Source organism: Sphingomonas sp. SFZ2018-12 (genome assembly GCF_022496715.1).
GTDB lineage: Bacteria > Pseudomonadota > Alphaproteobacteria > Sphingomonadales > Sphingomonadaceae > Sphingomonas.
Window position 1 is genome coordinate 54,104 of record NZ_WTFM01000003.1, and the last position, 12,858, is coordinate 66,961.

The window sequence follows — 12,858 nt, forward strand, 5'->3', positions numbered from 1 at the left end:
GTGCCGTTGGTGCACACCCGTGCGACGGTCAAAAGCCTGTGCCCATGTCGCGGCGGGGCCCGGCATGCGGCCGGGGCAACGGCCCCTGGGGCTTCGTGCGCAGCGGATATTGCCGGGCCGACTGATCAGCCGCCGCAGGTCACCGTCGTCTCGAAGGTTGCCGGGAAGTACCAGCCGCGCGCGACATAGGCGGGGCGGACCTCGACCGTGCGCGTGGTACAGCCATTGCCCGTGACCTGGACCTGTGGCGGCACCGACGGCGGCAGGTCGATCTCGTCCGACCGCCAGTCGCGGTAGCCCGCGCGGTCGTCATCGCCCCAGGGCGGATAGTCGGCGTCGTCATCGCGCGGCGCCCGACCGCGATCCTCCGCCCGGTCGATCGCAAGGCCAGCCACTGCCCCGACGCCCGCACCGATCAGCGCCCCGCCCAGCCGGTCGCCGCGACCGGCGATCAGCCCACCGGCGACCGCACCGGCCCCCGCCCCGATGGCCGCGCCACCGATGCCGCGATCGGCGCGCACGGGCGCTGCCGCCGGCCGCGGGTAGCCGCGCGGGGGTGCGACCGGCCCCGGCCGGGGCGGCGGGGCTTCCGCCAGCACGGTCGCAGGCGCCGCCACCGCTGCCGGGCGGGCGGGCGGCGGCGCATAGGTCGCACCGGGCGCGGCCGGCGCGCGTGCGACGACGGGCGCTGATGCGGGTGCAGGTGCAGGTGCAATGGCGCGCATCGGTGCAGCGGGCGCGAACAGCGCGACCGGCGCGGCCTTCATCGCGGCGGGATTGTTCCAGTCGATGCCGGTGCGCGCGTCGATCACCCGGCCATCGTCGCCGACCAGCACCGCGTCGTCATAATAGCGCAGCCAGCGCCGCCCCGTCTCGGCGGCGGGCAGTCGGTACCGGGCCGGATCGCGCACCTCGAACCCCGGTTCGATCCAGTAGCGCGGCAGTTCGACACCGGCTTCGGGCGCGCGATAGGCCGCCCAGCCGCCCGGCGCATAGCTGCCCGCATACCAGCGCCCGTCGACGCTGCCGCCCCAGCCCGTCTCGGGTGCCGCCTGTCCCGCGTGAACGGGCATGGCGGTCAGGCTCGCCAGGATGAGGGCGGTCACGGTCGATCGGCGCATCTTGGTCAACTCCCGGGTGGTCGCGCGCAACCTAACAGCCGGGTCACCGGGTGGGAAACCGGCGCAATGGTTAAGCCTGTCCCGCTTCGGATCAGTCCGCGATGCGCGCGGCCAGGATCGCCATCAACGCCTCGCAACCCGCAGCATCCTCCGCATCGAAGTGCGCCACCTTGGGACTGTCGAGGTCGAGCACCCCGATCAGCCGGCCGTCATGGACGATCGGCACGACCAGTTCGGACGCGCTGGCCGCGTCGCAGGCGATATGGCCGGGAAAGGCGTGGACGTCGTCGACCAGCTGCGTGGCGCGGGTCTGCGCCGCGGTGCCGCACACGCCACTGCCGAACGCGATGCGGATGCACGCCGCCTTGCCCTGAAACGGCCCGAGCACCAGTTCGTCGCCGACGTTGCGATAGAAACCCGCCCAGTTGAGATCGGGCAGATACTGCCAGATCAGCGCGGCGGCGTTCGCCATGTTGGCGATCGCATCAGGCTCCTCCGCGGTCAGCGCATCAAGCGCGCCCGCCAGTTCACGATACAGCTCGGCCTTACTGCCGGCGGCGATGTCGAAGTCGTACATGGGCCGGGATGTAGGGGCTTTGTGGTACCGGCGCTACTGCGGCAAGGCCTGCATTTTCGGCGCGGTCAAGACTGGGAGGGTTGCGGTTGCGATGGGGTGCAAAAGCGGACGTTCGGCTTGCGGCCCCTTTGCGGACATTGCTTCGTTGGCGTATGCATGAAAAAATGCACGATCCTCTTCAAGAACCGTATCTTGGTAAGCTCGAACATTTTGCAAAGATGGCGCTCGTCGATAGGCATGAGCCAGAATGGGTTGATCTCAATAGTAAGTTGCTAGAGATCGCACTCAAGGACCAGATAGACGAACAAAGGGTTTTTAAAAAGCAGTCGCTCGACTGGCTTATGACTGCAAACGGAGCTGGTCTTGCATTCTTGCTGAGTTTTATGGCTATAAAATCTTCACCACCAGAAACAGTAGTTGTATTACTACCATCATTTATTGCTTATTTTTTTGGATTAATTGGAGCTTGGATAACGACGTTCTATGCGACAAAAGAATCGGAGAATTGGGTTGGATTTTATCTTAGACACATGAGATATGATTATTCTTTAAAATTATATCACCATTCAAGAATTGATACTACTAAATATTGGAATGATGCCAACAGATTCTGTGAAAAGATTATTTCTAATAATTTAATATACCGACGAGGAATCTTACTTTCTATTCTTATGTTTTTTGTCGGTACGGCAAACTTGTTTAGTTATATATTGATCTATAACTTTTAGTATGCCCTGTTCTGATCGTTGAATTTCCAGCTATGACTGGGCGTGGTGGGGCGGTGCTTTTCCACCCCCAGTCGAACGCAGAGCAATTGTATTGAACGCGCCCGTTCAACGTCTGACACTTAATCCCCGAACCCCGTCCGGCGATAGAGCAGCGTGATCGCGACGCGGCGGTTGCGGGGGTCGGCGGGGTTTTCCTTCACCATCGGCTCGCGGTCGGCGACGCCTTCGATGCGTTCGAACTGGTCCTCGCGGATGCCGCCCTGCGCCAGGCGGCGGCGCGTCGCCTCCGCGCGGCCGCTCGACAGCATCCAGTTGTTCATCGCCGCCGGGTTGCCATAGCCCAGGCTGTCGGTGTGGCCGCGGATCATGATGGGATTGTCCATCCCCTCGATGCTTTCGGCGACCATGCCGATCAGCGTGCTGGCGTCCGGCACCAGCGCGGTCGTCCCCAGCGCGAACATCGAATAATTGGCGTCGTCGATCAGGTCGATGCGCATGCCGTCGCGGGTACGCACGAAGCGGACATATTTGGCGATCTTCGCGATGCGCGCGTTCGACTTCATCGTCGCTTCGAGCTTGGAACGCATCTTGGCGAAATTCTCGCGATCCTCCGCCGCCATCGCCTGGCTTGCCTTCAGGCTGCCCTTGTCGCCGGTGCCGACTTCCTTGCCGCCGGTCGCGCCCGCCGGGATGGTCAGCGACCGCGTGCCGGTCTGCTGCGCCTTGTGCGGATAGCTGTCGACGTCGGTGATCGATTCGCCGCCGAAAATGCCGTTGGAGCCGGCGCTGTTCTGCTTGAGTTGGACCAGCGTCGGCGCGAAATAATCGGCGATGCCCTTGCGCTGCTTCTCGCTGGTCGCGCCGAGCAGCCACATCAGCAGGAAGAACGCCATCATCGCGGTGACGAAGTCGGCATAGGCGACCTTCCACGCGCCGCCGTGATGGCCGCCATGCCCCTCGATATAGATTTTCTTGACGATGACCTTGGGCGGCTGATTGGTCCCGTGGGGTGCGCGCGCGGCCATTATTCGACGCCTCCCGGCGCGACGCGGCACCGCATCGGCGTGAGCCGATCAGTCATCACTTCCCCCGCAGACCGTCGAACACCTCGGCAAAGCCGGGCTGGTTCTGATGAGCGATTCCCGAGCGTGCGGCTTCGATCACCAGCGGCTGGGGATGGCCGTGAAGCGAGGCGATGATAATCTGCTTGACGACGTGATAGATCGCGGCGTCCGCGTCGATCACCTGCTGCAGCCGGGTGGCGAGCGGGCCGACGATGCCATAGGCGAGCAGCACGCCCAGAAAGGTGCCGACGAGGGCCGAACCGATCATCCCGCCCAGGATCGACGGCGGCTTGTCGATCGATCCCATCGTCTTGACCACGCCCAGCACCGCGGCGACGATGCCGAGCGCGGGCAGCGCGTCGGCCAGGCCCTGCAGCGTGCCCTGCGGACCCTGGACCTCGTGGTGATGGGTCTTGATCGCGTTGTCCATCACCTCCTCGACCGCGTGCACGTCGAGCGTGCCCGACGAGACGACGACGAGGCGCAGCGTATCGGCGATCAGGTTGACCAGCGTGTGATCGGCCATCAGGCGCGGATATTCGGCGAAGATCGCGGAGGATTTGGGATCCTCGACATGCGGTTCGAGCGCGATCGGCCCTTCGGTGCGCAGCATCTTCATCAGCTTGGAAACGAGGAAGATGGTGTCGAGATAGTCCTGCTTCTTGTATTTCGGGCCCTTCAGCACCTTCATGACGCCGCCGCCGATCGCCTTCAGCTCCTTGCCGGAATTGCCGATGATCAGCGCGCCGACCGCGGCACCGCCGATGATCAGCATCTCGTGCGGCAGCGCGTGCATGACGGGGCCCAGCGCGCCGCCGGTGATCGCGAATCCGCCGAACACCATCGCCAGCAGGACAACCAGGCCAATCAGCGGAAACATCGGCGCATCACACCCTTAAAAAACTGCCACCGGTCCGGAATGGAATCGGCGGGCCATGGCCCTTCATGCCCGACACCCGTCGAGAAATGGTTACCGCGCGCGGCGTCAGCTCAGATAGTTGAACAGCGACAGGTCGCTCAGCCGCGCAAAGCTCGACTGGGTCGCCTGGAGAATGGTCAGCGTCTTCTGCAGCTCGGTGATCGCCGCGCTGACGTCGGTATCCTCGAGCGCGGAGCGCAATTCCTCGCGCACCAGCCCGTTGGCCTCGACCTGATCGCGCTCGAGATCGAGTCGATAGGCGCGCGCGCCGACCATCGATCGCGCCGCCGACACCTGGTCGAGCGCCGAATTGACTTCGCTCAACGCGGTCGCGCTGGGTGCCTGGACATCCGCGCCCGATCGCAGCGCGGCGCTGTAGGTCGCGATCATTGCGAAAATGTCGATCACGCCCGGCTGGCCCGCGCCGCCGAAGATGCGGCCGCCGTCCTCGGTGGTCTGGATCGCGACGCCGTCGGCGACGGGCACCGTTCCCGCCTCGCCCGACCCGGCATAGGTGATGCTGCCGTCGGGCTGGGTTTCGAACGCGACATCGCCGGACGCGCCGCCGAACAGGGGCTGGCCGCGTACGTCGGTCGCGTTGGCGAGGCGCAGCAGGTCCTCGCGAATCGCGTCGAGCGCGGTGGCGATGCCGACCCGGTCGTCGGCGGACAGCGTGTCGTTCGCTGCCTGGATGATGAGTTCGTTGACACGCTGAAGCTGGGTCTCGGTGCCTGCCAGCGCGGTATCGGCCTGGCTCAGCACGCCCTGCGCGAGGCTGATGTTGCTCGAATAGGCGACGTCGTCGGCGACCAGCGCGCGAAGCCCGCTCAGCCGCTGATAGGCGGCGGCGTCGTCCGATGCGGTCTGCAGCTTTTTCCCCGTCGCAATCTGCGTCTGCAGCCGGTTGGCATCGACGTTGAGCGTCGAGATGTCGCGCAACGACTGGCGGAAATATTGCGAGGTGGTGACGCGCATCATCGGCTTATCCGATATCGAAGATGGTCTGGAGGGTTTCGCGCGCGACCTGGATCACCCGGCTCGACGCCTGATAGGCCTGCTGGAAACGCAGCAGGTCGACGGCTTCCTCATCCAGATTGACGCCGGTCACCGAATCGCGCTGCGTCACCGCCTGGTCGCGGATCACGGTCTGCGCCGCGCTCACCGACTTGCGCGCTTCCAGCGCGGAGGCGTTGCCCAGGATCAGGCTGTTGACCCGCCCCTCGATCTGGCTCGAATCGCGCAGCGCGGCGATCGCCTGAAGATTGCGGTTGTCACGCGCGCCGCCGCCCGGCTGCGCCGCCGCGACCCCCGACGGATCGGTCAGCAGCACCGATACCTCGCCCGCGCCGCCAGGGCCGATCGCGAACATCGGTGCGCCCGGATTGCCGTCGAGCCCCTCGCCGGCTGCCTGTACCGCGTTGACGTCGTTCACGAATTGCGTGGCGAGCGCGTCCAGCCCCGTCCGCGCCTCGTCGATGCGAATCGCGCCTTCGGCGACGCCTGCCAGGATGCCGCCGGTCGGCGTCACGATCGATGCGGTCGCATTGCGATACAGCGTGAACGCGGTCGCGCCACCGCTACGTTCGTAGCGCAGCTGGCCGGCATTGTCGCCTTCCACCAGGATCGGGCCGGTCGCGCCGTTCAGCCGCACGCTCGCGCGACCATATTCGTCGATCGCGACGTCGATGTCGGTCTGTTCGGCCAAGTTTTCGAGCAGGCGGTCGCGCTGGTCGAGCAGCGCGGCATGCCCGGACGTGCCCGGCGACACGCGCGCCAGCCCCGAATTGACTTGGGCCAGCGAACTGGCGGTGCCGTTCAGGTCGCGCGTCGATTGCGCCGCGGTCGCGTCAAGTTCGATCGCGGCGGTGGCGAGCGCGCGGTCGGTCGCGACGAAACCGCCCGAAATGCCGCTCGCGCTGTCGAGAAACACGACGCGCGCCGCCTGCGATGCGGGGTCGGCGGCCAGATTCTCCGATGCACCGAAAAAGCGGGTCAGGCTGTCGCCCAGCCGGTTGCCAGTCAGCGCGCGCTCGATCGAATCGAGCCAGACGATGCCCGACTGCGTCTTGGCAAGGTCGGTGGTGGCGCTGCGCACCTCGCTGGCGCGGAACTCGTCCGCGGCGCGGGTGATGCCGGTCGCCGCGACGCCGAGCCCGTTGACCAGCCGCCCGCCGAGCAGGTTCGATCCGGGTGCCGAAATCTCGGTCAGGTTGGTCGTGCGGCGCGAATAACCGGACACGCCGGCGTTGGCGACATTCTCCGACGATGTGGTCAGCGCGGTCTGATAGGCACGCAGCCCCGACGCGCCGATTGCGAGCAGATCGGTCATCGCGTCACCTGCGGGTCATCGCCTGCCTCGGGCACCGCCGGCGCCGCCGGCGCGGGATCGGCCGCAACCGGGTGGCTGCGCGACAGGAACTCGGTCATCGCCTTGCCGATGCCCAGCGGCGTGGATGCCGCCATCGACTTGGCGAGCTGCTGGTCCTGCATGTCGCGGAACTGGTCGAGCGCCTGACTTTCAAAGAGCCCTTCGGACAGCCGCGCCTTGCGCATCGCGCCCAGCATCATGTTGACGAAGATCGCCTCGAACTGCTGGCCGGCCTGATCCAGATTCTCAGCCGTCGCCAACCGGCGCGTGTCGATCGACCGGCCGGCAGCTGCGGGAGAAACGGGGGCGACCGGCTGGGTCACAGGACGATCAGCTCCGCCTTGAGCGCGCCGGCTTCCTTCAGCGCTTCCAGGATCGCGACCAGGTCGGCGGGCGACGCACCGATGGCGTTCACCGCCTTCACGATGTCCGCCAGCTTCGGGCCGGGCTCCAGCAAGAACATCGGGCGCTTTTCCTCTTCGATTCCGACCGCGCTCTGCTGCTCAACCGCGGTCTGACCACGGCTGAGCGGTGCGGGTTGGCTGATCCTCTGCGATTCCTCGATACGGACAGTAAGTTTACCATGCGTTACCGCGGACGGCGCGACGCGGACCGCCGAATTGATGACGACGGTGCCGCTGCGCGCATTGACGATCACGCGCGCGGCCGCCTCGGCCGGGTCGACGGTCAGGTTCTCGATCTCGCTCATCAGCGCCGCGCGGACGTCCGCGCCCGGCGGCGGGGTCAGCGTCACCGACACCGCATCGAGCGCGCGCGCGGTGCCCGGGCCGAAGCGGCTGTTGACCGCGCTGGCGACGCGCTGGGCGGTGGTGAAGTCAGCACGCGCCAGGTTGAAGGTCAGCGTCGGCGAGCTGTCGAAGCCGGTATCGACCGAACGCTCGACCGTCGCCCCGTCGGGGATGCGCCCGGTCGACGGGACATTGACGACGATCTGCGATCCGTCCTTGCCCTCGGCACCGAGGCCACCGACCGCCAGATTGCCCTGCGCCATCGCATAGATCTGGCCATCGGCACCGATCAGCGGGCTGAGCACCAGCGCGCCGCCGCGCAGGCTCTTGGCCTTGCCCAGCGCCGACACGGTGATGTCGATCTTCTGCCCTGGCTTGGCGAACGCCGGCAGTTCGGCGGTGATCATCACCACGGCCGAGTTCTTGAGCGCCGGATTGACCTGGGGCGGCAATTGCAGCCCGAAGCGCGACGCGATACCCTTCATCGACTGGACGGTATATTCCAGATTGTCGTCGCCCGTGCCCGGCAGGCCGACGACGATGCCGTAACCCGTCAGCTGGTTGGTACGGATATTCTGGAACTTGCCCAGATCCTTGACGCGCTCCGCATTCGCCGGCGTGGCGAGCAGCAGGGCGGCAAAGAGGGTAAGAAGAAAGCGCATGTGAATGCTCCGCCTCAGAACGGGCTGATGACTTGGAAGAACCGGCTCAGCCAGCCCTGGCGGGCGGCGCGGGCGACGTCGCCCCGGCCGGTATAGGCAATGCGGGCGTCGGCGACGCGGGTCGACGCGACGCGGTTGTTCACGTCGATGTCGGCGCGGCGCACGATCCCCTTGATCTGGACGAACTCGTCGCCGCGATTGAGCGTCACGCGCTTCTGGCCCTGCACCACCAGCGTGCCGTTGGGCAGCACCTCCGCGACGGTGACGCTGATCTCGCCGGACAAGGCGTTGGACTGGTCCGCACTGCCCGCGCCGGTGAAGCCGCGATTGCCCGACAGCCGCGCGGCATCCGGGTTGAACGAGAACGGGCCGGACGCCGGCGGGGTCAGGCCGAAGCCGCCCTCGCTGTCCAGCTGCGTGCCGGCGGACTTCGATGCCTGCATGCGCTCCACCAGAATGATGGTCAGCGGATCGCCGATGCGAAAGGCGCGCGCGCCCTCGTGCAGCCCGGCATAGCCGTCGGCGACCTGAAAGATCGAGCCGTTGGCCGGGGGTGGCGCGGGCGGCGTTGCCGGCGCGATCGTTGCGGAGAAATCCTCCGGCGGCTGCTTCTTCCCAAACAGGCGCGCGTCCGCGGACTCCGGCGCCAGGATCAGCGCGAGCGCGGGGACGAGCGCGAGGCCCAGCCGGGCGGAGCCGCGACGATCAGACATTCTGGTTGACATATTGCAGCATCTCGTCGGTGGCCGAGATCATCTTGGAATTGACCTCATAGGCGCGTTGCGTCTCGATCATGTCGACGAGTTCCTCGACGACGTTGACGTTCGATCCCTCGAGCATCCCTTGGCGCACCTGGCCGCGACCATCGAGGCCGGCGATGCCCAGGTTGGCCGGGCCGCTCGATGCGGTCTCGATCAGGTAATTGTCGCCGGTCGCCTGCAGGCCCGCGGCATTGGGAAAGGTCGCGACCTGGATCTGGCCGATCTGCTGCGCCTCCGCCTGGCCGGGAACGACCGCGGACACGGTGCCGTCGCTGCCGACGGTGATGCTGGTGGTGCCTTCGGGAACCGTGATCCCGGGCGTGACCTGATAGCCTTCGCTGGTGACGAGCAGCCCCTGGGGCGAACGGGCGAAATTGCCCGCGCGCGTGTAGCCGAGCTGCCCGCCGGGCAGCTGCACCTGGAAATAGCCGTCGCCGTCGAGCGCGAGGTCGAGCGAATTGCCCGTGGTCTGCAACGAACCCTGGGTGTTGATCCGCGCGGTCCCCTGAACCCGGACGCCGGTGCCCAGATTTAGGCCGACGGCATACTGGGTTTCCTGCGTGCTCGCCGAACCGGCGGCGGTCACGACCTGATAGGCGAGCGTTTCGAACGCCGCGCGGTCGCGCTTGAAGCCGGTCGTGTTGACGTTGGCCAGGTTGTTGGAGATCACGCGCATCCGCATGTCCTGGGCATCCAGGCCGGTGCGGGCGATGTGCATTGCGGCGTTGCTCATAACGTTATTCCTTCATCAACCCTGCACACGCATCAGCGACGCGGCGCTTTCGTCCATCTGCTTGGCTTCTTTCAGCAAATTCGCCTGAACCTCATAGGCGCGCTGGTTCTCGATCATGTCGACCAGCGCCTGGGTGAGGTTGACGTTCGACTGTTCGAGCGCGCCCACGCGCACCTTGGCGTCGAGATCGACCGGCAGCACCCCGCCGCCGCGGACATGCAGCTGGTTGTCCAGCCCCTTGACGGTGCGGCTGCCCTGATCGCTGACCAGCTTCAGCCGGTCGATGATCTGCGGCGCGGAACCGGGCTCGGCACCCACCGGCATGATCGACACCGTGCCGTCCTCCGCCACCGCGATCGACTGATAGGGCGGCAGCGTGATCGGGCCGTTATTGCCGATCATCGGCCGCCCTTCGCCATTCTCGAGCAGCCCCGACGCGCCGACCTTCAGGTCGCCGCGCCGCGTATAGGCCTCCGTGCCGTCAGCTGCCTGCACCGCGAACCAGTTGTCGGTCGCGATCGCCACGTCGAGCGGCTGGCCGGTCTCGACGATGGTCCCGGCGCGCCGGTCCATGTCGACGACTTCCTCGGCATTGGGCTGGCGGGTTTCGAACTGCTGGCCCTTGAGCACCAGCCGCTCGAACGACACCCGGTCGGAGCGATAGCCGACGGTCGAGGCGTTCGCGATGTTGTTCGCGATCGACGCCTGTGCCGACATCTTGCTCTTGAGACCCGACAGGGCCGTGTAGACCAGACCGTCCATATGCGTGCTCCGTCAGCCTTTCCGCGACGCGATCAGATGTTGAAGATCGTCTGCGAGATCTCGTTCGACGTTTCGAGCGCCTTGGAGTTCGCCTGGAAATTGCGCTGCGCCGCGATCAGCGACACCAGCTCCTCGGTGATGTCGACGTTCGAGCCCTCGATGATGTTCGACATCAGGTTGCCCGCGCCGTCGCGTCCCGCCTCGCCCGCGATCGCCTCGCCCGACAGGCCCGTCGATGCCCAGTAGCTGTCGCCCAGCTGGCGCAGGCCGGCGGGATTGGCGAAATTGATGATCGCCACCTTGCCGAGCGCCTGGGTATCGCCGTTGGAGAAGGCCGCGGTCACGATGCCCTCGCTGTCGACCGACACCGATTCGAGCTTGCCGACCGCCACGCCGTCCTGCAGCCGGCTGTTGACCGTGAACGGCGACGCTTCCTGCGTCGAGCCGGTCAGATCGAACGACACGGTCTGCTCGCCGGCGCTGCCCGCGGGCGTGAACGGCGGAAAGGCCGTCGGCGTCGTCGGCGACACCAGCGCGCCGGTCCCGTCAAAGGTCGCCGCAATCGGCGCCGTGCCGAGCTGCTGGTCGCCGACAAAGTTGTAGATCGACCAGTCGCTGTTGGGGTTGCCAGCGGTCGGTGCGGTTTCGCGGACGAAATAGGTGGTCAGCGTGCGCGGATTGCCGGTCACGTCATAGATGGTGGTCTGCGTCGCCTGATTATAGGTCGACGGATCGAAGCGGTCGAACGTGCCCGACGGGATCGACGATCCGGCGTTCAGCGTCACCGACAGGCCGACATTGCTCGTCGCAACCGGCGTGCCGCTCGTCGCGGGCAGGCGCAGGCTGATCGTCGAATCGAGCCCCGACGCGACCACCGCGCCGCTGCCATCGACCGGATAAACCTGAAGATTGGCACCCTTGCCGTCGACGACATAGCGGTCCTTGTCGACCAGGAAGGCGCCGTTGCGGGTGAAGTTGACCTTCTCGCCGTCGGGATCGGGCTTCATTGCGAAAAAGCCGTCGCCGGAGATGGCGAGGTTGAGCGCACCGGTCTGCTGGACCAGATTGCCCTGGGTGAACTGCTGGCGGATCGCCTTGGTGACCACGCCCGATCCGACCTGGGCGGTGGGGCTCAGCGACACGCTCGACGAGATCACGTCGGCGAACTCGACGCGGCTCTTCTTGAAGCCGTTGGTCTGCACGTTCGCCAGATTGTGCGAAATGACCGACATGTCCTTTTGCGAAGCCTGCAGGCCGCTCAGCGAAGTGAAGAAAGACATTGGATTCTCCTGTTCCTAAAGGGCGGCTCAGCCGATCGAGCGGACCGCAGAGGCGGGGACCTGGCCGAGGCCGGGCAGATTGAGGATGGCTTCGCCATTGCTGACTGAAACCGAGTTGACGGGTGCCCACACCAAAGGCTGGGCCGCGACCGGGCCGTTGGTGCCGAGTGCGGTGACCTGGATCGAGAACGGCCCCGCGCCGGCATCCTCGCCGGCGGCATCCTTGCCGTCCCATTCATAGCTGGCGGTACCGGCGGACTGGGCGCCCAGGTCGATCGTCTTGAGCAACCGGCCATCGGCATCGGCGATCGACACCATGACGCTGCCGGCGGCTTCGGGCAGTTCGACCGCGCCCTGCAGCCCGCCAGTCGTGCGGCCGAAGGCGACGTCGCCGGCGGTCAGCACGTTGCGGCCGACCCATTGCAGCGCGTCGGTCGTGCTGGTCCCGCCCAGCTTCGCGGCGAGCGACTTCAGCGTCGAGTTCATCTCGCTGATGCCGGCCAGGCTGGAGAACTGCGCCATCTGCGCGACCATCTGGCTGTTGTCGACCGGCTCGAACGGGTCCTGGTTGTTGAGCTGCGCCGTCATCAGCCGCAGGAAATCGGACTGGTCGAGCGTCGCATTGGCGTTCGCGGACGCGGCAACCTGCGGCGAGCTGTCGCCGCTGCGGTTGATCCCCAGTCGCGAAAGCGTCGAGTCAAAGGTGTTGGCGATGGTCATGATCAACCTCCCATCCGCAGGGTTTCGGTGATCAGCGTCTTGGCCGTCGCCATCACTTCGACATTGTTCTGGTAGGTGCGGGCGGCTTCCATCATGTCGACCAGCTCGCGGGTCTCGTCGACCGCGCTTTCATAGACATAGCCGTCCTTGTCGGCGAGCGGATTGCCCGGATCGTGGCGCTTCACCGGCTCCTCGCCCGCGGTCACGACGCGCGCGACATCGACGGTGGCCATGGTCGAGGCCGCGTCGAAATGGGTGCGGAACACGGGCTTGAGCGAACGATAGGCCGCGTCGGGCGTGCTCGCGACCGCGCCGGCATTGGCGAGGTTGGACGCGGTGGTGTTCATCCGCACCAGCTGTGCCGACATCGCGCGGCCGGCGACCTGGAACAGGTTCATCGGAGCCTCAGGCATC

Annotated in this window: 15 protein-coding genes; 1 reads left to right on the forward strand and 14 read right to left on the reverse strand. The window is 66.1% G+C overall.

Annotation, left to right across the window (positions count from 1 at the left end; translation table 11 throughout):
• Window positions 1-125 precede the first annotated feature (125 nt).
• Both GO308_RS18650 and GO308_RS13650 read right to left on the reverse strand, forming a co-directional pair.
• The gene (locus tag GO308_RS18650) at window positions 126-1,121 is read right to left on the reverse strand and encodes an RcnB family protein (protein WP_156437626.1); all 996 of its coding nucleotides are present in this window, start codon (window positions 1,119-1,121) and stop codon (window positions 126-128) included.
• Window positions 1,122-1,212: 91 nt separating this feature from the next.
• Window positions 1,213-1,698 (reverse strand): GAF domain-containing protein, encoded by a 486-nt coding sequence (locus GO308_RS13650; RefSeq protein WP_240885854.1) that lies wholly within the window; start codon window positions 1,696-1,698, stop codon window positions 1,213-1,215.
• Between the two features lie 152 nt (window positions 1,699-1,850).
• On the opposite strand from GO308_RS13650, the gene GO308_RS13655 reads away from it, so the two are divergent.
• Window positions 1,851-2,426 (forward strand): hypothetical protein, encoded by a 576-nt coding sequence (locus tag GO308_RS13655; protein WP_240885855.1) that lies wholly within the window; start codon window positions 1,851-1,853, stop codon window positions 2,424-2,426.
• A 119-nt stretch (window positions 2,427-2,545) separates the two neighbouring features.
• Here GO308_RS13655 and GO308_RS13660 read toward each other — a convergent pair whose 3' ends face one another.
• From GO308_RS13660 to flgC, 12 genes are all read right to left on the reverse strand, one after another.
• Complete coding sequence (locus GO308_RS13660; RefSeq protein WP_066476750.1) at window positions 2,546-3,451, reverse strand: flagellar motor protein MotB; 906 nt, start codon at window positions 3,449-3,451, stop codon at window positions 2,546-2,548.
• 55 nt (window positions 3,452-3,506) lie between these two features.
• The gene (motA, locus tag GO308_RS13665) at window positions 3,507-4,370 is read right to left on the reverse strand and encodes a flagellar motor stator protein MotA (protein WP_066476748.1); all 864 of its coding nucleotides are present in this window, start codon (window positions 4,368-4,370) and stop codon (window positions 3,507-3,509) included.
• A gap of 105 nt (window positions 4,371-4,475) precedes the next feature.
• Window positions 4,476-5,387 (reverse strand): flagellar hook-associated protein FlgL, encoded by a 912-nt coding sequence (flgL, locus tag GO308_RS13670; RefSeq protein WP_066476747.1) that lies wholly within the window; start codon window positions 5,385-5,387, stop codon window positions 4,476-4,478.
• A gap of 4 nt (window positions 5,388-5,391) precedes the next feature.
• Window positions 5,392-6,738, reverse strand: a complete 1,347-nt coding sequence (gene flgK / locus GO308_RS13675; RefSeq protein WP_240885856.1) for a flagellar hook-associated protein FlgK — start codon at window positions 6,736-6,738, stop codon at window positions 5,392-5,394.
• On the reverse strand, window positions 6,735-7,100 hold the full coding sequence (locus GO308_RS18730) for a rod-binding protein (RefSeq protein ID WP_240885857.1): 366 nt from the start codon (window positions 7,098-7,100) through the stop codon (window positions 6,735-6,737). Before GO308_RS18730 ends, flgK begins: the two co-directional genes overlap by 4 nt.
• Entirely contained in the window at window positions 7,097-8,188 is a 1,092-nt protein-coding gene (locus tag GO308_RS13685; RefSeq protein ID WP_240885858.1) for a flagellar basal body P-ring protein FlgI, read from the reverse strand. Before GO308_RS13685 ends, GO308_RS18730 begins: the two co-directional genes overlap by 4 nt.
• A gap of 14 nt (window positions 8,189-8,202) precedes the next feature.
• Entirely contained in the window at window positions 8,203-8,901 is a 699-nt protein-coding gene (locus GO308_RS13690) for a flagellar basal body L-ring protein FlgH (RefSeq protein ID WP_240885859.1), read from the reverse strand.
• Window positions 8,894-9,682: a flagellar basal-body rod protein FlgG gene (gene flgG / locus GO308_RS13695; protein ID WP_066476736.1), complete on the reverse strand. Its 789-nt coding sequence runs from the start codon at window positions 9,680-9,682 to the stop codon at window positions 8,894-8,896. Before flgG ends, GO308_RS13690 begins: the two co-directional genes overlap by 8 nt.
• Window positions 9,683-9,697: 15 nt before the next feature.
• Entirely contained in the window at window positions 9,698-10,444 is a 747-nt protein-coding gene (gene flgF, locus GO308_RS13700) for a flagellar basal body rod protein FlgF (RefSeq protein WP_066476730.1), read from the reverse strand.
• Window positions 10,445-10,476: 32 nt separating this feature from the next.
• Window positions 10,477-11,724, reverse strand: a complete 1,248-nt coding sequence (locus GO308_RS13705) for a flagellar hook protein FlgE (protein ID WP_066476726.1) — start codon at window positions 11,722-11,724, stop codon at window positions 10,477-10,479.
• A gap of 27 nt (window positions 11,725-11,751) precedes the next feature.
• On the reverse strand, window positions 11,752-12,444 hold the full coding sequence (locus tag GO308_RS13710; protein WP_240885860.1) for a flagellar hook assembly protein FlgD: 693 nt from the start codon (window positions 12,442-12,444) through the stop codon (window positions 11,752-11,754).
• Window positions 12,445-12,446: 2 nt separating this feature from the next.
• On the reverse strand, window positions 12,447-12,857 hold the full coding sequence (gene flgC / locus GO308_RS13715) for a flagellar basal body rod protein FlgC (protein WP_066476884.1): 411 nt from the start codon (window positions 12,855-12,857) through the stop codon (window positions 12,447-12,449).
• Between the last annotated feature and the right edge of the window lies 1 nt (window position 12,858).

What these genes read in the sequence shown, in the direction of transcription:
- flgG (WP_066476736.1), bottom strand. Translation starts at nt 9,682, where the DNA reads ATGAGCAACGCCGCAATGCACATCGCCCGCACCGGCCTGGATGCCCAG.
- GO308_RS13710 (WP_240885860.1), bottom strand. Translation starts at nt 12,444, where the DNA reads ATGACCATCGCCAACACCTTTGACTCGACGCTTTCGCGACTGGGGATC.
- flgC (WP_066476884.1), bottom strand. Translation starts at nt 12,857, where the DNA reads ATGCCTGAGGCTCCGATGAACCTGTTCCAGGTCGCCGGCCGCGCGATG.
- GO308_RS13660 (WP_066476750.1), bottom strand. Translation starts at nt 3,451, where the DNA reads ATGGCCGCGCGCGCACCCCACGGGACCAATCAGCCGCCCAAGGTCATC.
- GO308_RS13685 (WP_240885858.1), bottom strand. Translation starts at nt 8,188, where the DNA reads ATGCGCTTTCTTCTTACCCTCTTTGCCGCCCTGCTGCTCGCCACGCCG.
- GO308_RS13705 (WP_066476726.1), bottom strand. Translation starts at nt 11,724, where the DNA reads ATGTCTTTCTTCACTTCGCTGAGCGGCCTGCAGGCTTCGCAAAAGGAC.
- motA (WP_066476748.1), bottom strand. Translation starts at nt 4,370, where the DNA reads ATGTTTCCGCTGATTGGCCTGGTTGTCCTGCTGGCGATGGTGTTCGGC.
- GO308_RS13690 (WP_240885859.1), bottom strand. Translation starts at nt 8,901, where the DNA reads ATGTCTGATCGTCGCGGCTCCGCCCGGCTGGGCCTCGCGCTCGTCCCC.
- GO308_RS13655 (WP_240885855.1), top strand. Translation starts at nt 1,851, where the DNA reads ATGCATGAAAAAATGCACGATCCTCTTCAAGAACCGTATCTTGGTAAG.
- flgF (WP_066476730.1), bottom strand. Translation starts at nt 10,444, where the DNA reads ATGGACGGTCTGGTCTACACGGCCCTGTCGGGTCTCAAGAGCAAGATG.
- flgK (WP_240885856.1), bottom strand. Translation starts at nt 6,738, where the DNA reads ATGACCGATCTGCTCGCAATCGGCGCGTCGGGGCTGCGTGCCTATCAG.
- flgL (WP_066476747.1), bottom strand. Translation starts at nt 5,387, where the DNA reads ATGATGCGCGTCACCACCTCGCAATATTTCCGCCAGTCGTTGCGCGAC.
- GO308_RS13650 (WP_240885854.1), bottom strand. Translation starts at nt 1,698, where the DNA reads ATGTACGACTTCGACATCGCCGCCGGCAGTAAGGCCGAGCTGTATCGT.
- GO308_RS18650 (WP_156437626.1), bottom strand. Translation starts at nt 1,121, where the DNA reads ATGCGCCGATCGACCGTGACCGCCCTCATCCTGGCGAGCCTGACCGCC.